Raw genomic sequence first — 19,906 nt, forward strand, 5'->3', positions numbered from 1 at the left:
CCGGCCTCGACGCGAGACGGGGCAGGGCTCGTCGAGCCCTGCCCCGGAACGCGTCGAAGGAACGCCCGATCGCCGCTTCGCGGCGACCGGGCGCCGGGTCACTTCACGGTCACCCGGATCTCCTTCGTCTCGGTCTCGCCCGCGGCGTTCGCGAGCACGGCGCGGTACACGTGCTCGCCCGCGGCTCGGCCGGTCAGGTGCGTCGACGCGGTCTGGGCCTCCGGCGTCGCCGCCGTGAGCTCCTGCTCGTCGACGAGCTGCCCGTCCTCGTACAGGCGGTACGACGTCGCGTTCGTGCCCCACCAGAGGTTGGCCGTGACGGTGTAGTCGCCGTCGCGGTCGTGGTTGTCGTGCGAGAGCACGGCCGTGCCGGGGTTCGCGTCGACGACCTTCACGGTGACCGGCTTGCACGGGGTCGTGCCGTGCTGGTTCACGAGCTCGCACGTGTACTCGTACGTGCCGTTCACGCGGCCCGTCACGTCGAACGAGAACTCCTGCGCGTCGGGAGTGCGGTCGGCGAGGTGCGCCTCCGTGAGGAGCTCGCCGTTCTCGAACAGGCGGATGGTGTGCGCGTTCTGGCCGTGCCACAGGTTCATCGTGACGGTGTAGTCGCCGTCCTTCAGACCGTAGGCCCATCCGCTCGTCGTCGAGAGCACGCCCTTGGCGGGCGCCGCCGTCGCCGGCCCGGGCACGACCTCGGCCGGTGCGGCGTCGGTCGTGTAGGCCAGGCGGGGAGCGGCCGGCGTCTCCATGCCCTCGCCGAGGTAGTAGCTCGTGTGCGGCGGCTGGTTGTATCCCGTGAGCTGCCACGCGACGGCGAGGCGGTACTGCGCGTCGGACATCAGGGTGCGGAGGCGGTGCTCCGTGACGTCCGTCGTCGTGAAGATGCGCAGCGCCGTCGAGTCGGTCGTGCGGTACACGAGCTCCTCGCGCCAGTCGCCGAACAGGTCGGCCTGGAGAGCGGGGTTGCCCTTCGTGTCGTTGTTCGTCAGGACGCCCTCCGGCTCGAAGATCGGCACCTCGACGCCGTTCTCGTAGTCCCACTTCGACACGACGGGCGAGCCCAGGCGCGTCGTCGTGTCGAACGCGTGGTCGACGATCTCGCTGAGGAGGTCGCCGTCCCACTGGGCGACGAAGTTGGCGGCGGGGATGGCCGTGGAGATCTCCTCGCCCGACACGTTGCGCAGGGTGCCCACCCGGGAGTCCCACGCCACCGTGCCGCCGATGTTCCAGCCCTCGGCGCCGTCGTAGCGCGGATCGATGTCGGCCATCGCGCCGCGGCCGGTGTCCTTCGTCGCGGGGACCGACCACAGCACCTCGCCGGTCGCCGCGTCGCGGTAGGTCGCGCCCATGCTGCCGGACCGGCCCATGTCCTCGTGCACGGCGTAGACCTCGAGGCCCGGGCGCGCCGGGTCGAAGTCGCTCACGTGCTCGGCATCGCCGTGGCCGAGACCCGTGGAGTACAGGCCCGTTCCGTCGTCGTCGATCGTCGCCGATCCGAAGACGATCTCGTCCTTCCCGTCGGCGTCGACGTCGGCGGAGATCATGGCGTGGTTGCCCTGACCCGCGTAGTCGCCGTTGCCCTTCGTCGAGGAGTCGAACACCCAGCGCTGGCTGAGGCTCTCGCCGTCGAAGTCGAACGCGGCGATCACCGCGCGCGTGTAGTAGCCGCGCGAGAACACGACGCTCGGGTGCTCGCCGTCGAGGTACGCCACGGTCGCGAGGAAGCGATCGACGCGGTTGCCGTAGCTGTCGCCCCACGAGGCGACGTCGCCGCGGCCGGGCACGTAGTCGATCGTGTCGATCGCGCGGCCCGTCGTGCCCTCGAACACCGTGAGGTACTCGGGTCCGGTGAGGATGTAGCCCGACGAGTTGCGCCAGTCCTTGCTGCCGTCGCCGATCACGGTGCCCTGGCCGTCCTCGGTGCCGTCGGCCGTCTTCACGACCACCTCCGCGCGGCCGTCGGAGTTCAGGTCGTAGACCATCGGCTGCGAGTAGTGCGCTCCCGCTCGGATGTTGATGCCGAGGTCGATGCGCCACAGCTGCGTGCCGTCGAGCTCGTACGCGTCGAGGTAGACGTTGCCCGTGTAGCCGGCCTTCGAGTTGTCCTGCGAGTTCGTCGGATCCCACTTGACGACGTACTCGAGCTGGCCGTCGCCATCCAGGTCCGCGACCGACGTGTCGTTGGCGCGGTAGGAGTACGGCTGCCCGTCCTTCGAGTACGCGTCGGCCGGCTTGTTCAGGGGGATGTCGAGCGACTGCCCGTCCTCCCACGGCCGGAACTCCTCGGTCGCCCAGAACGACACCCCGTCCTCGACGATCGCGATGCGGTACGTCGAGTCGGCCGAGCCCGCCGCATCGAGGTAGTTCGTCGTGTCGACGATCGGCTCCTCCGTGATGCGCTCGCCGTCGCGGTAGACGTGGAACGCGGCATCCTGCGCATCGTCGCCCAGCAGGCGCCATCCGACGTAGACGCCCTGCTCCTGCGCGACGGCCACAGGGGCGCGATCGAGCCGCTCGGCGGCCCGATCGAGCGTCGTGACCGCGGGCGTGGTGACGGGCTCGGAGGGCTCGGACGCCCCGCCCGCGTTCACGGCCTGCACGCGGTAGGTGTACGCGATCGTCGTGAGGACGTCCTCGTCGACGTACGCGGGCTCATCCGCCCGCGCGATGACCTGCCACTCGCCCTTCTTGTCCTGACGGCTGACGAGATAGAACAGCGCGCCGTCGGACGCGTCCCACGAGAGCGCCACGGAGTTCTTGAGCACGTCGCCGTAGGCGAGGCCCGTGGGCGCCGCGGGGACCGCGACATCCGGGTCGATGACCTCGACCTCGACGCCGACCGAGGGCACCGACTCGTCGCCCCGCGCGGTCACGGTGGTGACGGCGTAGGTCGCGGTCTGGCCGGGCTGCGCCGTCTCGTCGACGAAGGAGGTGCCCTCCGTCTCGCCGACGAGGACGGTGCCGTCATCGGTCGTCCGGTACAGCCGGTAGGCCGCAGCCTCAGGCGCGGCATCCCAGGAGAGCGCGGCCGTCGCGGACGCCCCGTCGAATGCGAGGTCGTCGAGCCGGATGGCCGCGGGCGCGACGAGGATGGGCGTGAGCGTGAGGCCGTTGAGGTGGCCGGTCGCTCCCGAGATCACGGTGCTGAGCTGCCCGTCGCTCACCGTGATGCCGTCGATCGCCTTCGTCGTGCTGCCGCGGCTGACCGAGAGGCCGCCCTCGTCGCTGCCCTCGATCTCGACGTTCGTGCGGACGGTGCCGAGCAGGTCGCCGACCGTGACGCTCGCCGCGTACTCGCCGTTGGGCACGTCGACGGCGAACTCGTAGCTGCCGTTGAAGTACGCGACGAAGTCGCGCGCGACGTCGTCGCCGGCCGATGCGCCGCGGTCGCGGTCGATCATCCCCGTCGGGTCGACGATGCCGTAGCCCCGCTCCGCCGAGTAGACCGTGGAGCGGTTGACCTCCGTGTAGCCCGCGCCGACGGGGGCGCCGGCCGGCTGGAAGTCGTAGCGGTACGCCGCGGCGCGGGTGGTCGCGGTCACGATGTCGCTCGACGGACCCTCGCCGAGTCCGTTGACGGCGCTCACGCGGAAGTCGTACGCGCCGCCCTCCGCGAGCGAGCCGATGCTCTTCTGCGGCACAGTGGATGTCGCCGCGAGGGTGAACGCGTCGGCTCCGGCCTCGCTGCGGTAGATCCGGTAGATGTCGGCGCCCGCGGTCTCGTCCCATTCGAGCGACACCGAGGTGCTCGAGGTTCCGGCCACGGCGAGACCCGTGACCGCAGCGGGGAGCTCGGAGGGCGAGGTGACCTCGACCGCCTCCGAGATGGGCAGGCCGAGCTCGGCCACGCCCTGCGCGACGAGGCGCGCCATCTGGATCGCGCCGTACTCCTGGAAGTGCGTGTTGTCCTGCACGCCGTTCGGGCGGTTCGGGTACACCCCGGGGTCGGCGTAGAGGAAGACCGACTTCGCGGCCTCGGCGCCGATCGCGTCGAGGTAGGCGCGGCTCGAGGCGGAGAGATCGACCAGCGGGACGTCGAGCTCTGCGGCGACGGCCTTCATCACCGCGACGTACTCGGGGAAGCTCTCGTTGAAGAGCCCCGTCTCGCTGTCGACGTCGAGCCGGTTCACCGGCGTCACGAGCACCGGGATGCCCCCGCGCTGGCGAGTGCCCTCGACGTAGATGCGGAGGTAGTCGTCGAACTGGTCCGGCGGCGTGTACCGCTCGGGCACGGACGCGGTCGCGTCGTTGTGGCCGAACTGCACGAAGACGTAGTCGTCGGGTCGCACGACGCGGAGGATCTCGTCCAGGCGGCCCTGCTGCACGAACGACCGCGACGAGCGGCCTCCGATCGAGCGGTTGTCCACGGCGACGGCGTCGGTGAGGAACTGGTCGATCATCTGACCCCAGCCGGCCTGCGGCTCCCAGTACGGGTCGTACGTCTGCACGGTGGAGTCGCCGGTGAGGTACGCGGTGGGCGTCGCCGCGGCCTCGCGCGGAGCCTGCGGCGTGATGACGATCGCGTTGATGTTGGCGGCCGCGCCCGTGAAGTCGAACGACAGCTGCCCGTCGACGAGGGCGATGTCGTAGTTCATCTCGAGGAAGGCGCCCGCGGTCTTCGAGGTCGTCTGGACCTTCTGGATCTGCTCGCTCGCGATCGCGATCTCGGTCGTGCCGCCGGTGTCGCCGGCGACGATCGAGACGGTGTAGTCGACGTTCGCGAGATCGACGACGAAGCTCGAGCCGCTCACCGTCGCGAAGTCGCCCTTCAGAGGATCGCCGCCGCGGTCGGTCTCGGTCACCGTCGCGCCCGGGGCGAAGCCGAAGCCCGCCTCGGGGGAGTACGCCGAGCCCGCCGTGACCTGCGTGTAGCCGTCGGCCACGGCGCCGGGGCCGAAGTCGAATCGCACGGGCTGGCCGGCCGCCGCCGTGTCGGCCGGTGTCGTCGCGGCGTGCGCGGCGCTCGCGCCGCCGATGCATCCGAAGGCGACGGCAGCCGCCGTCGCGATCGCGAGGCCGCGCAGCGCGCGCGGCCCCCGGCCATCCGTCGGTTCGCCGGCGGGCTCGCCGGCGCGCAGGGTTCTGCCCTTCACATCAACTCCGATCGTGGGGGACGTCGTGCTTCATCGCACGGAAACGTTTCAGGAAAGCGCTTCCCGGGCACCATAGCGTCGGCCACGGCGACCGTCAAGACAGGACATGAAACGTTTTGACGCGCGGGGAGTCAGGCGCGCGTCGACGCCCGGACGACGAGCTCGGGCGCGAACACCTCGGCCGGCGCTGCGGCGGGCGCCGCGCCGCGCACGGCATCGACGAGCATCTCCGCGGCGCGGCGTCCCATCGCGCGCGCCGGCTGCCGCACCGACGTGATCGGCACGGCCGCGATCGAGGCGAAGGGGATGTCGTCGTATCCGACGATGGCGATCTCGCCGGGAACGCGGATGCCTGCGGAGACGAGGGCGTGGACGATCCCGCACGCGAGCTGGTCGTTGGCGGCGAACACCGCGTCGGGGCGCTCGGCCGCGGGCAGCGCGGCGATGCGCTCGCCGATCTCGGCGCCCACTCGCGGAGTCGTGCGCCCGCTGAGCGTCACGTCGAGGGAGAGGCCCGCGTCCTGCGCCGCCGTGGCGGCTCCGCGCAGGCGGTCGCGCGTCTGGCGCACCTCCTCGCGCGCGCCCACGAACGCGATCCGCCGCCGGCCGAGCTCGATGAGGTGCTGCACGGCCATCCGCCCGCCCAGCACGTTGTCGAGCGAGACGGAGGGCGTGAGCCCCTTCTCGTCGACGCCGTCCACGAGTGCGACGGGGATCTGCTGCGCGCGCAGGCGCTCGAGCGCGGGCCCGACGTCTCCGAACGGCGAGATGAGCATGCCCTCCACGTGCGCCTGCTCGAACAGCTCGAGATAGCTGCTCTCGCGCTGGGCGCTGTCGTCGCTGTTGCCGAGCATGACCTGGTAGCCCGCGGCCGACGTCGCCTCCTCGGCGCCCTCGAGCATCTCGGCGAAGAAGGGGTTGCCGATGCTGATGACGGTCATGCCGATGAGTCCGCTGCGCCCCGCGCGGAGCTGCTGCGCCGCACGCAGCGGCACGTACCCGAGCTGGTCGACGGCGGCGTGCACGCGCGTGCGCACGTGATCGCTCACGGCCTCCGGCCGGTTGAGGGCGTTCGAGACCGAGCTGATCGAGACGCCGGCGAGGACGGCGACGTCGCGGATGCCCACCCGCTTCATCCGACCCCCGTCCCGCCGTCCTCTGCGACGGCTCGGTAAACGCTTTACGAGATCAGTGTGGCACAGCGCCGCGGCGCGCGACGCCAGGCGGCGCGGGCGAATGCCGTGTCGTCAGCCGAGGCGACGCCCGAGCCACGCCAGCTGCGCCGCGCGCTGCGCGCCGCCCCCGCCCTCGTGGTTGTTGAACGGATAGACCTCGATCTCCTTGTCCTCCGCGCCCCACGCGTTGAAGGCGCCGAACACCGTCGAGGGCGGGCAGATCGTGTCCATGAGCGCGACCGAGAACAGCGCGGGAGCCGTCGCCCGCGACGCGAGCGTGACCCCGTCGAAGTACGACAGCGTGCGGTAGACGTCGTCGATCCGGTCGCGGTGCGCCGAGAGGTAGGTGCGGATCTCGCCGTACGGCATCGAGTCGACGAGGGTCGTCGCGCGCGGGAAGTCGCACAGGAACGGCACGTCGGGCATGGCGCCCGCCACATCGCCGGCGAGCGCGGCCGCTGCGATCGAGAGGCCGCCGCCCTGGCTTCCGCCCGCGACGAAGACCGGGAGCCCGGGTGCGAGCGCGCGAGCGGCGTCGACGGCGAGCGCTGCGTCGGTGAACGCGCGGCGGTAGTAGTAGGTCTCGGGACTCTCGATGCCGCGCGTCATGACGCCCGGCGCCTGCGAGCCGCTGCCGTGCGGGTCGGCCGTGGCGCCGCCCATGCTCCAGTGGCCCCAGCCCTGGCCGCGCGTGTCGACGATGAGCCGTGCGCATCCCGCGAGCGGGAACGAGCCCACCTCGTGAGCGGGGCCGCGGCCGCCCGAGTAGCCGACGAACTCGACGACGATCGCACGGGGCGCGCTCGCGGCGGGCACCTGCCACCAGCCGCGGATCGTGTCGCCGCCGAAGCCCGCGAACGCGACGTCGTGCACGTCGACGAGCGTGAGCCCGGTGTCGACCGGCTCGAGGCGCGGAGCCCAGGCGGCATCCCGCGACTCGGCGAGCGTGCGCTCCCAGAAGGCGTCGAAGTCGTCGGGCACGGGGAGCTCGGGCCGGTACGTGCGGAGCTGGTCGAGGGGGAGATCGAAGTGCGCCATCGTCGGCGTTCCTCCTGAGGTCGGGGCTGCAGTGGAAGGACCGAGGGCGAGCCTAGCGCGCCGCGTGCGCTCGACGGAAAGCGTCATCCGGCCCGGTATGCGACGACGCCCGCCCCCGGCGAGGGGCGGGCGTCGTCGAGCGGATGGTCAGAGCGCGTCGATCGCGGCGTTGAGCGTCGCGGAGGGGCGCATCACGGCGGCCGTCTTCTCGGCGTCCGGACGGTAGTAGCCGCCGATGTCGGCGGGCTTGCCCTGGACGGCGAGGAGCTCCTCGACGATCTTCTCCTCGTCGGCGGCCAGCTTCTCCGCGAGCGGCGCGAACGCCGCAGCGAGGTCGGCGTCCTGGGTCTGCCGCGCGAGCTCCTGCGCCCAGTACAGCGCGAGGTAGAAGTGCGAACCGCGGTTGTCGATCGTGCCGAGCTTGCGACCGGGGGAGCGGTCCTGCTCGAGGAACGTCCCCGTGGCGGCGTCGAGCGTGTCGGCGAGCACCTGCGCGCGCGCGTTGTCGGTGGTCTGGGCGAGGTGCTCGAACGACGCCGCGAGGGCGAAGAACTCGCCGAGCGAGTCCCAGCGCAGGTAGTTCTCCTCGACGAGCTGCTGCACGTGCTTGGGAGCGGAGCCGCCCGCGCCGGTCTCGAAGAGGCCGCCGCCCGCCATCAGCGGGACGATCGAGAGCATCTTCGCCGACGTGCCGACCTCGAGGATCGGGAACAGGTCGGTGTTGTAGTCGCGCAGCACGTTGCCCGTCACCGAGATGGTGTCGAGACCCTGGCGGATGCGCTCGAGCGAGAACGTCGTCGCCTCGGCGGGCGCGAGGACGCGGATGTCGAGGCCGTCCGTGTCGTGCTCGGGCAGGTAGCGCTCGATCTTCGCGATGAGGTTCGCGTCGTGCGCGCGGGTCTCGTCGAGCCAGAACACGGCGGGCGTGCTCGAGAGGCGCGCGCGCGTGACGGCGAGCTTCACCCAGTCTCGGATGGCGGCGTCCTTCGTCTGGCAGGCGCGCCAGATGTCGCCCTGCTCGACCTCGTGGGAGAGGACCGTCTCGCCTGCGCCGTTGACGACGCGCACGGTGCCGGCCTCGGCGATCTCGAAGGTCTTGTCGTGCGAGCCGTACTCCTCGGCCTTCTGCGCCATGAGGCCGACGTTGGGCACGGTGCCCATCGTCGTCGGGTCGAGGGCGCCGTTCGCCTTGCAGTCGTCGATCACGGCCTGGTACACGCCGGCGTAGGACGAGTCGGGGATGACGGCGAGCGTGTCCTTCTCGGCGCCGTCGGGGCCCCACATGTGCCCGCCGATGCGGATCATCGCGGGCATCGACGCGTCGACGATCACGTCGCTCGGCACGTGGAGGTTCGTGATGCCCTTGTCACTGTTGACCATCGCGAGCTCGGGGCCGTCGGCGAGGGCGCGGTCGAACGCCGCGCGGATCTCGGCGCCGTTCTCGAGCTTCTCGAGGCCGGCGAAGATCCCGCCGAGGCCGTCGTTGGCCGAGAGGCCGGCCGCCTCGAGGTCGGCGCCGTACTGCGCGAAGACGGGAGCGAAGTAGGCCTTCACGATGTGGCCGAAGATGATCGGGTCGGAGACCTTCATCATCGTCGCCTTGAGGTGCGCCGAGAACAGCACGCCCTCCTGCTTGGCCTGCGCGATCGCGTCGGCGAGGAACGCGTCGAGCGCCTTGGCGCTCATGAAGGTCGCGTCGACGACCTCGCCCTCGAGAACCGCCACCTTGTCCTTGAGGACCGTCACCGTGCCATCCGCCGCCACGTGCTCGATGCGCAGCGCGTCGTCGGCGGGCGAGACGAACGACTTCTCGTTCGAGCGGAAGTCGTCGTGACCCATCGTGGCCACCGAGGTCTTCGAGTCGGCCGACCACGCGCCCATGCGGTGCGGGTGCGCCTTCGCGTACGCCTTGACGGCGCCGGGCGCGCGGCGGTCGGAGTTGCCCTGACGCAGGACGGGGTTCACCGCGGAGCCCTTGACGCGGTCGTAGCGCGCGGCGACCTCCTTCTCGTCCTCGGTCTGCGGGTCCTCGGGGAGGTCGGGGATGTCGTAGCCCAGCGCCTGCAGCTCGGCGATCGCGGCCTTCAGCTGCGGCACCGATGCCGAGATGTTGGGGAGCTTGATGATGTTGGCGCTCGGCTCGTTGGCGAGCTCGCCCAGCTCGGCGAGTGCGTCGCCGATGCGCTGCGCCTCGGTGAGACGCTCGGGGAACTGCGCGATGATGCGGCCCGCGAGCGAGATGTCGCGCGTCTCGAACTCCACACCGGCCTTGGACGCGAAGCCCGAGATGATCGGCAGCAGCGAGTACGTCGCCAGCAGCGGCGCCTCGTCGGTGTGGGTGTAGATGATCTTTGACATGGGTGAGGCGACTCCAGACGGTGGGGTGTTGCCGGGGAACGACGGATGGCACGCGGATGGCGCGATTCTGTCTCGACATCAAGATACCTGGTGGGCTCTGCGCGGACGAAAGCGGGACGCGACTTGACCCTCACGCAGCGTCAGGCTCGAGGGTGGAGCGCATGACCGACTACTACGACGCCTTCGAGATCAGCCCCGTGCCGCCGCGCGACCCCGACGCGGTCGCGCCCGAGCCGTTCCGCGGCATCTACGCGATGCCCTCCTTCGTCACCATCCCCGCGCCCGACCTGCCCGCGTCCGTGGAGTTCTGGACGAGAGGGCTCGGCTTCATCGAGCTGTTCAGCGTTCCGGGCGGGATCGTGCATCTGCGGCGCTGGGCCTTCCAGGACGTCCTCCTCGTGCCCGCTGGCGATGCCCCCGCGCCGCCTCCCGCGATGAGCGTCAGCTTCGCCTGCGTCCTCCGGCAGATCGAGCCGGTCGCCGCCGCGTGCCGTGCCCTCAGGGCGGACGCGGTCGACGGCCCGCGCGACACGCCGTGGGGCACGCGCGACCTCGAGATCCGGACACCCGAGAACGCCCGGGTCGTGTTCACCGCGCCCCTGCCCTGGGACCCGGAGAGCGACGCCGCGCGCCACCTCGCGGAGCTCGGCATCACGGCGCCCGATGCGGCCCGCGAGCAGAATGGGGAGCATGCGCGATGACGTCGACGGCCTGACGGTGGGGCAGGCGGCTGCGCAGCTCGGGGTCACGGTGCGGACGCTGCACCACTGGGACGCGATCGGGCTGGCGAGCCCGTCGGAACGGACGCCGGCGGGCTATCGGCTGTACACGGCGCCGGACCTCGATCGGCTGCGCCGCGTCGCGATCTACCGCGAGATCGGCGTCGCGCTCGAGGACATCCGCGCGATCCTCGACGGCGCGTCGCCCGAGGCGGCGGGCACGCTCCGGGCGGCGCACGCCCAGCTCGAGGAGCGGATCGCGCGGCTGAACCGGCTCGGATCGGGCCTCGAGCGGATGATCGCCGCGCACGAGCGCGGCGTCCCGCTCGCGGACGAGGTGCAGCGGGAGGTGTTCGGATCGGGCTGGGACCCCGAGCAGGCGCGCGGCGCGCGCGAGGCCTACGGCGGCACACGGCAGTGGCGGCAGTTCGCCGAGGCGGCCGCCGACCGCACCGCCGAGGAGTGGCGCGAGGTCGCCGACCGCGTCGCGGGCGTCGAGCGCTCGCTCGCGGACGCGATGGACCGCGGTGTCGCACCGGGCAGCGCCGAGGCCGATGACCTCGTCGAGCGCCACCGCGAGGCGTTCTCGGCCTACTTCCCGCTCAGCCGCCAGATGCAGGTGTGCCTTGCCCGCCGCTACGAGGCGGACCCGGGGTTCGCGGCGCACTACGACGGCATCCGCGTCGGCCTCGCGGCCTGGTTCCGGCGCGCGGTCGACGAGAGCGCACGCGCGCGCGGGATCGACCCCGAGACGGCGGTCTGGGAGTAGCGGGACGCGACTAGGGTCGTGGCGTGGCCGTCCTCGTCGCGTGCATCGCCGTCGTCCTGCTCAACATCTACGCGATCGTGCTCGTGAGGCTCCGATCGGCGGTGTACGGCGTGCCGCTCTACCGGCCGATGCTGCTGAACATCGGCCTCTCCTTCGTTCCGGTGCTCGTCTCGCTCGTCGCGGTCGCCGGGCTCCTCGGGCTCCCCGCGCTGCTGTCGCTCACGGCGCTGCGGCCACGGGCCGCGGCGGTCGCGGTGTGGGTGTACGTCGTCGTGGGCGCGATCGTGTGGGTGCTGCTCTTCCCGAACTCGATCTATCTCATCACCGAGCTGAACTTCAGTCACCGCCGCGACGGCGACCCGGTGCCCCTCTGGTACGACATCGTGCAGACCCTCACACTCACGCTCTCCGGCATCGCGAACGCGGTGCTCAGCCTCGCGGTCGTGCAGACGGCCTTCCTCGCGCTCGTCGAGCCCAACGCGCTCGGCGCGGTGCCCGCGTCGAGCTGGGCGCTCGCGGCGGTCATCATCGTGCTCGGCGCCGTGGGCGTCTACCTCGGGCGCTACCTCCGGTTCAACAGCTGGGATGTGCGCCATCCGGTCTCGCTGCTCCGCAAGCTGCGCGCGCACCTGCGCCAGCGCGGGAAGGCCCTCGAAGCGGGCGGGTTCGTGCTCACGCACGCGGTGCTCATCGCCCTCATCTACGTCCCGACGTACCTCCTCGGGTTCGGCGCCCTGGCCGCCTGAGCCCCTCAGCCCTTCAGCGCCTTCGCGATGCGCGGGAGCGACACCGCCTCGGCCGTGCCGAGACGCTGCGCGAACAGGCTCACGCGGAACTCCTCGAGCAGCCAGCGTGCGCGCTCGAGGTGCGCGGGAGCATCCTGCGGCAGGGGGATGGCCCCGCCCGCCTCGTCGAAGACGGCCCGCGCGCGCTCGAACTCCGTCATCCAGGCGCGGTCGCGGCCGGGATTGTCGGGGAGCGCCTCGAGGCGGATCCGGGCGCCCTCGAGATACCGGGGCAGGTGCGCCAGGCGCTCGACGCCCGTCGCCGACACGAAGCCGCGGAAGATCAGGCCAGCGAGCTGACCGCGCACATCGTTCAGTGCGCCGAGGAGCGCCATCGACGTCGCGCCCTTCATCGCACGCTCCACCTCCCGCGCGAGGGTGAGGATGCGCGCGACGAGCGAGACGCACGCGAAGACGTCGTCGACCGAGCCGCGCGAGACCTCGTCGCGCACGCGCTCGAATGCCGCGCGGTCGCGCACCTCGCCATGACGCGCGAGGACGGCGTCGGCGACCGCCGCTCGGCAGTCCTCGATGAGGGCCTTGGCCGACGCGTACGGCGACGCGGCGAGGGCGAGCTTCTCGTTCGCCGTGAGGTGCTCCTGCACGTACGACGCGGGCGAGGGCACCTGCAGCAGCACGAGCCTGCGCAGACCGGCGCGGGTGAGACGGGCGGCCGACTCGGGTGTCGCCTCGACGCGCAGCGCGACCGTCTGCCCCTCGTCGACGAGTGCGGGGTAGCCGCGGACGACGCCGCCCGCGACGCGCGTGTCGACGACCGGCGGCAGCTCGCCGAAGGTCCAGTCCGACAGGCCGGCGCGCTCGATGCCCGCGGAGGGCGCGGAGATGCCCGACGCCGCCGCGACGGCGGCCTCGCCGCGACGGCGCTCGCCGCGGGCTCCGCCGCGCGCGATCTGCTTCGCGACGCTGTCGCGCGTGCGCTCGGCGAGCCGCCTCTGAAGCGACGCGAGGTCGCGATCGGACGCGATCGCGCGCCCGCGCGCATCCACCGCCCGGAACGACATCCGCAGGTGCGACGGCACGCGCTCGAGATCGAAGTCGGCGGGCGACACCGGCTGGCTCGCCGCGCGCTGCACGAGCCGCGCGAGGGCGTCGAGCAGCGGCTCGGCGGGAAGACCCGCGCTGTCCTCGGGGCCCCGTCCTGCCAGCTCCTCCGACAGCTTCGCGGCCCAGTCGGCCGCGGGCACGACGTGGCGGCGGATGGCCTTGGGCAGCGCCTTGAGGAGCGCCGTGACGAGCTCGTCGCGGAAGCCGGGCACCTGCCAGTCGAAGCCGTCGGGTCGCAGCGATGCGAGCAGCGGGAGCGGCACGACGACCGTGACGCCGTCGTCCTCGGCGCCCGGTTCGAAGCGGTACGCGAGGTTCAGGGTCTGATCGCCCTGCGTCCAGCGCGTCGGGAAGTCCCGCGCGTCGGCGGTCGCCGCGCCGTCGACGAGGTCGGCCTCGCGCATCGTGAGGAGCTTCGGCGTGCGAGCGCGCGCGTCGGTCCACCACTTCTCGAACGACCGGACGTCGAACACCTCAGCGGGGATCCGCGCGTCGTAGAAGGCGTAGACGGCCTCGTCGCCGGCGAGGATGTCGCGGCGGCGCTCGCGGTCCTCGAGGCGCTCGAGGCGCCGACGGAGGTCGGCGTTCTGCCGCAGGAACGCGGTGACCTGCTGCGGCAGGGCATGCGCGTCCCATTCGCCCTCGACGAGCGCGTGCTGCAGGAAGACCTCCCGGGCGGCCGGCCGATCCACGCGCGCGAACGGGATGCGTCGGCGGGGGACGATCTCGACGCCGAACAGCGTGACCTTCTCGTACGCGATCGCGGCGCCCGAGTCCTTCGACCAGTGCGGCTCCGACACCTGGCGCTTCACGAGGTCGCCTGCGAGGTCCTCGGCCCAGGCCGGATCGATCGCGGCCGCGGTCCGCGCGAACAGGCGCGAGGTCTCGACGAGCTCAGCCGCCATGACGGCCTGCGGGCGCCGCTTGCGCAGCACGGAGCCGGGGAAGACCGAGAAGCGCACGCCGCGCGCGCCGCGGTACTCGGCGCCGCGCGAGCGCGGGTCCTTCTTCGCCTCGCGCTCGTCGAGCACGCCGATCTGCGACAGCAGGCCGGCGAGGATCGCGCGATGCACGGCGGCGGGGTCCGCCGCGCCCTCCCGCCGCGGGGCGGAATCGCGCTCGCCGCGACGGCCGAGCCCGCGCGTGAGCCCCTGCAGCTGGCGGTGCACGTCGAACCACTCGCGCACCCGCACGTAGTTGAGGAACTCCGTGCGGCACAGGCGCCGGAACGCGCTCGAGCCGAGCGCGCGCTGCTGCTCCTGGAGGTGGTCCCAGAGGTTGAGCAGCGTGAGGAAGTCGCTCGTCGGATCCGCGAACCGCGCGTGCGCCTGATCGGCCTGCTCACGCTGCTCCTCGGGGCGCTCGCGGACATCCTGGATGGACAGGCCCGCGACGATCGCGAGCACCTCGCGCTGCGTGCCGTTCCGCTGCGCCTCCACGAGCATCCGCGCGAAGCGGGGATCGATCGGGAGCCGGGCGAGGTCGCGGCCGATGCGCGTGAGCCGCGGCTGCCCGCCATCGCGCGCCGGGTGCACGGCCCCGAGCTCGACGAGCAGGTCGAGGGCCGCGCGCACGCCGCGGGAGTCGGGTGGGGTGAGGAACGGGAACTCGGAGATGTCGCCGAACCCGAGCGACAGCATCTGCAGGATCACCGAGGCGAGGCTCGTCCGCAGGATCTCCGGCTCGGTGAACGCGGGGCGCCGCGCGAAGTCGTCGTGCGCGTAGAGGCGGATGGCGATGCCCGCGCTCGTGCGGCCGGCGCGACCCGAGCGCTGCTGGGCCGACGCCTGCGACACCGCCTCGATCGGAAGGCGCTGCACCTTGGCCCGGTTGCTGTAGCGCGAGATCCGCGCGGTGCCGGTGTCGACGACGTACTTGATGCCGGGCACGGTGAGCGAGGTCTCGGCGACGTTGGTCGCGAGGACGATGCGGCGCCTGAGGCCGGCGACCGTCGAGCGCTCGAAGACCCGATGCTGCTCGGCCGAGCTCAGGCGGCCGTAGAGGGGGAGCACCTCGACGGGCGCGGTCTCGCTGCGGAAGGCGCCGCGGACGGCGTCGGCCGCGTCGCGGATCTCGGCCTCGCCGGGCAGGAACACGAGCACGTCGCCCGGGGCCTCGCGCTCGAGCTCGCGCAGGGCCTGCACGATCGCCGACACGTCGTCCTCGACGTCGTACGGCCGCTCGTCGGGTCTCGGCTCGTCGCCGCCCTCGGTCGACGCCCGGGGTGTCGGCGCTTCGCCGTCCTCGGTCGTGTCCGCGAGCAGCGGCCGGTACCGGATCTCGACGGGGAACGTGCGCCCCGAGACCTCGATCACGGGGGCGGGTGTGCCGTCCGGCTCCGCGAAGTGCTTCGCGAACGACTCGGGGTCGATCGTCGCCGACGTGATGACGACCTTGAGATCGGGCCGCTCCGGCAGGATGCGCTTGAGATAGCCGAGGAGGAAGTCGACGTTCAGCGACCGCTCGTGCGCCTCGTCGACGATGACCGTGTCGTAGCGGCGCAGCAGCCGGTCGCGGTGGATCTCGTTGAGGAGGATGCCATCGGTCATGAGCGCGATGCGCGTCGCGTCCGACACCTGGTCGGTGAAGCGCACCTTGTATCCGACCAGTCCGCCGAGCTCGACCTGCATCTCCTCGGCGACCCGCTCGGCGATGGTCCGCGCGGCGAGGCGGCGCGGCTGCGTGTGCGCGATCGACGTCCGCCCGAGCTCGAGGGCGATCTTCGGCAGCTGGGTGGTCTTGCCCGACCCCGTGGCGCCCGCGACGATGACGACCTGGTGGTCGCGGATGGCCGCGGCGATCTCGTCGCGCGCCGCGCTGACGGGCAGCTCGGGCGGGTAGGCGATGACGGGGGAGGACATAGCCTTCCAGTTTAGAGGTGCGCTGGGAGCGCGTGCACGCGCCGACCCTAGGATCGACCGCATGTCACGGGCGTTCACCTCGGTCGAGCAGCGGATCGATGCCTGGGCGCACCGTCGGCTCGAGCGGCTCGAGCCCGGGGGAGCCCTGCTCCGCGGCCTCGTCGAGTTCACGGTGTTCGTGCTCAAGCAGGCGTGGGCGTGCATCTTCGGGGCGGCGATGCTCGCGGCGCTCGTCGCGGCGCGCCTGTGGTACCCCGACGACGCCGCGCTCGCGCGCACCGACGCGCTCGTCATCGCGGCCGTGGCGATCCAGGCGATCATGCTCCTCGCGCGGCTCGAGAGCGGCCGCGAGGTGTGGGTCATCCTGCTGTTCCACGTCGTCGGCACCGCCATGGAGATCTTCAAGACCGACGTCGGGTCGTGGTCGTACGAGGACGGCGGCGTGCTCCGCATCGCGGGCGTGCCGCTCTACACGGGATTCATGTACGCGGCCGTCGGCTCGTACCTCGTGCGCGTCTTCCGCCTCTTCGAGCTGCGCTTCGAGCGCTACCCGCCGATCTGGGCGACCGCGGTGGTCGCGATCGGGATCTACGCGAACTTCTTCGCGCACCACTTCCTGCCCGACGCGCGGTGGGTGCTTCTCGCCGTCGTCGTCGCGCTCTATGCGCGCTGCACGATGCACTTCCGCAACCACCGCACGCGGCCCTGGCGGCGGATGCCCGTGCTCGCCGCGTTCGTCGGCGTCGCCTTCTTCATCTGGATCGCCGAGAACGTCGGGACGGCGGCGGGCGCGTGGATCTACCCGGATCAGGCCGACGGATGGCAGCCGGTCTCGATCTCGAAGCTCGTCGCGTGGCTGCTGCTCATGATGATCTCGGTCGTCCTCGTGACCTTCGTGTACCGCCCGCAGCCTCCGGTCAGATCAGACGACGCAGCGCATCCTCGGGGCTGATGCCCCACGAGGCGGCCCGCGCGCGCAGACGCGCGAGCTCGTCCGGTGCGAGGAGAAGGCGCAGCTCGACCATCTCCTCCTCGGGGGCCGGGAAGAGGGCGAGCTCGTCGTCGGCACCCCACAGCGCCTCGTCCACCGCGGTCGGCGCCGGAGCCGCGGAGGCAGACGGCCCGGACGCGGCAGGCGGCTCGGGAGCGACGACGGCACCGCCCGACACGCCCTCGACCGGGTCGGCGGCGAAGCCCGGGCCCCGGTTCGGCTCCGCGCGGCGCTGGAACGCCTGGGCGGCCGCGTTCGCGCGCTCGTCGGCCGCCTCGTTGAGCGGATGGCCGGCGTGGCCCTTCACCCACGAGAACACGACGTCGCGGCCCTGCATGGCCTCGTCGATCCCCTGCAGCAGCTCGCGGTTCAGGACGGGCTTGCCGTCGGCCTTGCGCCATCCCTTCCGCTTCCACCCGGGCATCCACTTCGTCACGGAGTCGATCACGTACCGGCTGTCGCATTCGATGAGCAGGGCGATGCCGGCGTCGGCCGTGGCGCGCAGGAGCTCGAGCACGGCCTGCAGCTCGCCCTGGTTGTTCGTGCCGTGGGGCGAGCCGCCCGCCGCCCAGCGCTCGTCGTCGATGTACCAGGCCCACCCCATCGGACCGGGGTTCCCGAGGGCGGAGCCGTCTGCGGCGGCGGTGATTCTCATCCCGCCAGCGTAGTTTCCTGCGCTGACATCTCCCGCGCGACGGTTCGTCACACGACCGACGCGGGGCGGGGGTAGCGTCGGGCGCGTGAAGCTCGCAGACGTCGATCCGTTCATCGGGACCCAGCCGGCCGATCTCCCCGAGCCCCGCGGCATCGCGGCGTCGTGGTGGTGGCCCAAGCCGCAGATCGGCAACACGCATCCGGGCGCCACCTTCCCGCTCGGGATGGTCTCGGCGTGCGCATACTCGGGCGCGTATCCCACGGGGTACGGCGAGTACGACCTCGCGACCGAGGGCGTGCCCCCGCGCCTGCGGGACCGGCCCGTGGCGAGCGGCATCACGCACTTCCAGCAGAGCGGCACCGGCGCCATCCGCAAGTACTACAACTACGTCCGCGTGACGCCCATGCTCGGCTCGCTCGACGCGCTCGGCGAGCAATGGGACGTGTCCGACGAGGCCGCCGCGCCCGGCTTCTACGCCTGCACGCTCTCGAGCGGCATCCGCTGCGAGGTGACGGTCGGGCCGCGCAGCGCCGTGCACCGCTACACGTTCCCGAAGCACCGCGACGCGCGGCTCGTCGTCGACCTGTCCCTCGGCGGCCTCGACATCCCGTACGGCGCGACCGTGCCGCTGCGCGCGCACCTCGAGTCCACGGCCCCCGGGCACGCCGAGGGCGAGATCGTCGTCGAGGGCGCGCCCCTCGCGATGCACATGGAGGCCGACGCACCGGGATGGCGCCAGCTGCTCTGGTACGACCGCCGGCTCATGCCGGGCGGCAAGCGGCTCGACTTCGACGCCATCCGCCCGACCACGCTCCGCCCCTTCGGGCTCATGTGGGCGGGACCGGCCGCGGCGGGGCAGACGATCGAGCTGAGGATCGGGTTCTCGCTGCGCGGCGTGGAGCGCGCGGCGCGGAACCTGCGCGCCGACTGCCCGGAGGGCAGCGGCTTCGCCCACCGTCGCACCGCGACGCAGCTCGCATGGACCGAGCACCTCGGGGCCATCCGCCTCTCCGATCCGCCCGAGCACCCGCGCGAGCCCGACCGCGAGGCGCGGAAGGCCGAGACGCGCGAGCGCCGCACGGTCTTCGGCACCGCGCTGTACCACTCGCTCATCAAGCCGTCGCTCGCGATGGGCGAGAGCCCGTTCTGGCCGTCGGAGGGCCCGTTCGTCTACGACCTCTGCACGATGTGGGACATCTACCGCACGCAGCTGCCGCTGCTCACCCTGCTGCGCCCCGATCGGGCGGTCGAGCTCGGGAACGCCCTCGTGACGATCTGCGAGGAGGAGGGCAACTTCCCGATCGGGTACCGGATGGCCAAGGGCTCGGACCGCTTCGCGCGCCAGGCGAGCGCGCTCGCGCACACGTTCCTCTCCGACCTCTGCCTCGCCGGCTTCGAGGGCATCGACTGGGACTGGGCGCTCGTGCACATGCTCTCCGACCTGCGCCGCACGTACGGCGAGGACTTCCTCACCCACGGTCGCGCCGAGCCGATCACGCACACGCTCGACATCGCCTTCGGCTACTGGTGCACGGCCCAGGTGGCCGCCGCCGTCGGCGACCGTCGCGTGCGCGAGGAGTGCCTCGCGCTCGCCGGACGCTGGCGCAACGCGTTCGATCTCGACACGGGGCTGCTGCGCGACTCCACGTTCTACGAGGGCACGAAGTACAACTACTCGTTCCGGATCGGGCACGACATGGCGGGGCGCATCGCGCTCGCCGGCGGAGACGAGGCGTTCGTGGGCATGCTCGACCGCTTCTTCGGGTTCGGCGCTGCTCCCGTCCGCCAGCCCGGCGTGGGCCCCGGCGACGTCGAGATGGAGGGCGGGTACGCGCTCGGCCGCTTCGAGGGGCTCAACAACGAGCCCGACATGGACGCGCCGTGGGCCTACACCTACGCTGGCCGCCCCGACCGCACCGCCGAGATCGTGCACGCGGCGCTGCACCAGATGTTCGGCACGGGCCCCGGCGGCCTCCCGGGGAACGACGACTCGGGCGGGCTCTCGTCGTGGGTCGTGTGGGCCTCGCTCGGGATGTTCCCGGTCGCCGGTCAGGACCTCGTGCTCCTCAACGCCCCGGCCTGGCCCGAGGCGCGCATCGACCTCGGCGGCGAGAGCGAGCTCGTCGTGCAGACGACGGGATTCCGGCGGGTGGGGCGGGACACGGCTCCCCAGTACGTGCAGGGGATGCGCCTCGACGGCCGTCCGCATCACGCGCCGTGGCTCTCCGGCGCCCAGCTGCGCGCGGGCGGAGTGCTCGAGGTCGACCTGGGCGACGAGCCGGGCGACTGGGGCCGGGAGAGCCGGCCGCCGTCGCATCCGCACGAGGCCTCGCCGAGCTCGCGGTCGCTGCGCTGAGCCGGGCGGCGGGGTCGATCGACCGCGCGACACAGACC

The 19,906-nt window shown here is 72.2% G+C and carries 11 protein-coding genes; 5 read left to right on the forward strand and 6 right to left on the reverse strand.

Annotated features, from left to right (window positions below):
* Nucleotides 1-98: 98 nt before the first annotated feature.
* The 4 genes from GC092_RS05475 to GC092_RS05490 form a co-directional block, all read right to left on the reverse strand.
* Nucleotides 99-5,096 carry a rhamnogalacturonan lyase family protein gene (locus GC092_RS05475; RefSeq protein ID WP_324014351.1) on the reverse strand — a complete coding sequence of 1,666 codons (4,998 nt, stop codon included), beginning with the start codon at nt 5,094-5,096 and terminating at the stop codon, nt 99-101.
* A gap of 131 nt (nt 5,097-5,227) precedes the next feature.
* On the reverse strand, nt 5,228-6,232 hold the full coding sequence (locus GC092_RS05480) for a LacI family DNA-binding transcriptional regulator (RefSeq protein ID WP_324014352.1): 1,005 nt from the start codon (nt 6,230-6,232) through the stop codon (nt 5,228-5,230).
* A 111-nt stretch (nt 6,233-6,343) separates the two neighbouring features.
* Nucleotides 6,344-7,309: an acetylxylan esterase gene (locus tag GC092_RS05485; RefSeq protein ID WP_282978560.1), complete on the reverse strand. Its 966-nt coding sequence runs from the start codon at nt 7,307-7,309 to the stop codon at nt 6,344-6,346.
* Nucleotides 7,310-7,456: 147 nt separating this feature from the next.
* Nucleotides 7,457-9,667: an NADP-dependent isocitrate dehydrogenase gene (locus GC092_RS05490; RefSeq protein WP_271172725.1), complete on the reverse strand. Its 2,211-nt coding sequence runs from the start codon at nt 9,665-9,667 to the stop codon at nt 7,457-7,459.
* 161 nt (nt 9,668-9,828) lie between these two features.
* Here GC092_RS05490 and GC092_RS05495 point away from each other — a divergent pair, with 161 nt between their 5' ends.
* The 3 genes from GC092_RS05495 to GC092_RS05505 are packed head-to-tail and all read left to right on the forward strand — an operon-like array spanning nt 9,829 to nt 11,901.
* Complete coding sequence (locus tag GC092_RS05495; protein ID WP_282978558.1) at nt 9,829-10,368, forward strand: VOC family protein; 540 nt, start codon at nt 9,829-9,831, stop codon at nt 10,366-10,368.
* Nucleotides 10,358-11,155 carry a MerR family transcriptional regulator gene (locus tag GC092_RS05500; RefSeq protein WP_271172723.1) on the forward strand — a complete coding sequence of 266 codons (798 nt, stop codon included), beginning with the start codon at nt 10,358-10,360 and terminating at the stop codon, nt 11,153-11,155. The genes GC092_RS05495 and GC092_RS05500 overlap by 11 nt, the downstream gene beginning before the upstream one ends.
* A gap of 23 nt (nt 11,156-11,178) precedes the next feature.
* Complete coding sequence (locus GC092_RS05505) at nt 11,179-11,901, forward strand: DUF1361 domain-containing protein (protein ID WP_324014353.1); 723 nt, start codon at nt 11,179-11,181, stop codon at nt 11,899-11,901.
* Nucleotides 11,902-11,906: 5 nt separating this feature from the next.
* On the opposite strand, the gene hrpA is transcribed toward GC092_RS05505, so the two are convergent.
* The gene (gene hrpA / locus GC092_RS05510; RefSeq protein ID WP_324014354.1) at nt 11,907-15,866 is read right to left on the reverse strand and encodes an ATP-dependent RNA helicase HrpA; all 3,960 of its coding nucleotides are present in this window, start codon (nt 15,864-15,866) and stop codon (nt 11,907-11,909) included.
* 61 nt (nt 15,867-15,927) lie between these two features.
* Here hrpA and GC092_RS05515 point away from each other — a divergent pair, with 61 nt between their 5' ends.
* A complete protein-coding gene (locus GC092_RS05515) occupies nt 15,928-16,818 on the forward strand; it encodes a DUF817 domain-containing protein (RefSeq protein ID WP_324014355.1) in 891 nt (296 codons plus the stop codon).
* Here GC092_RS05515 and GC092_RS05520 read toward each other — a convergent pair.
* The gene (locus GC092_RS05520) at nt 16,784-17,512 is read right to left on the reverse strand and encodes a ribonuclease H family protein (protein ID WP_324014356.1); all 729 of its coding nucleotides are present in this window, start codon (nt 17,510-17,512) and stop codon (nt 16,784-16,786) included. The two genes, GC092_RS05515 and GC092_RS05520, sit on opposite strands and share 35 nt — an antisense overlap.
* A gap of 85 nt (nt 17,513-17,597) precedes the next feature.
* Here GC092_RS05520 and GC092_RS05525 point away from each other — a divergent pair, with 85 nt between their 5' ends.
* Nucleotides 17,598-19,868 (forward strand): glycoside hydrolase domain-containing protein, encoded by a 2,271-nt coding sequence (locus tag GC092_RS05525; RefSeq protein ID WP_324014357.1) that lies wholly within the window; start codon nt 17,598-17,600, stop codon nt 19,866-19,868.
* Nucleotides 19,869-19,906: the final 38 nt, after the last annotated feature.

This window comes from Microbacterium sp. JZ37, assembly GCF_035188445.1.
GTDB classification, from domain to species: domain Bacteria; phylum Actinomycetota; class Actinomycetes; order Actinomycetales; family Microbacteriaceae; genus Microbacterium; species Microbacterium barkeri.

Excerpts from the sequence above, each read along its gene's own strand:
- GC092_RS05520 (WP_324014356.1), bottom strand. The coding sequence starts at position 17,512 with ATGAGAATCACCGCCGCCGCAGACGGCTCCGCCCTCGGGAACCCCGGT.
- hrpA (WP_324014354.1), bottom strand. The coding sequence starts at position 15,866 with ATGTCCTCCCCCGTCATCGCCTACCCGCCCGAGCTGCCCGTCAGCGCG.
- GC092_RS05480 (WP_324014352.1), bottom strand. The coding sequence starts at position 6,232 with ATGAAGCGGGTGGGCATCCGCGACGTCGCCGTCCTCGCCGGCGTCTCG.
- GC092_RS05485 (WP_282978560.1), bottom strand. The coding sequence starts at position 7,309 with ATGGCGCACTTCGATCTCCCCCTCGACCAGCTCCGCACGTACCGGCCC.
- GC092_RS05495 (WP_282978558.1), top strand. The coding sequence starts at position 9,829 with ATGACCGACTACTACGACGCCTTCGAGATCAGCCCCGTGCCGCCGCGC.
- GC092_RS05490 (WP_271172725.1), bottom strand. The coding sequence starts at position 9,667 with ATGTCAAAGATCATCTACACCCACACCGACGAGGCGCCGCTGCTGGCG.
- GC092_RS05500 (WP_271172723.1), top strand. The coding sequence starts at position 10,358 with ATGCGCGATGACGTCGACGGCCTGACGGTGGGGCAGGCGGCTGCGCAG.
- GC092_RS05515 (WP_324014355.1), top strand. The coding sequence starts at position 15,928 with ATGTCACGGGCGTTCACCTCGGTCGAGCAGCGGATCGATGCCTGGGCG.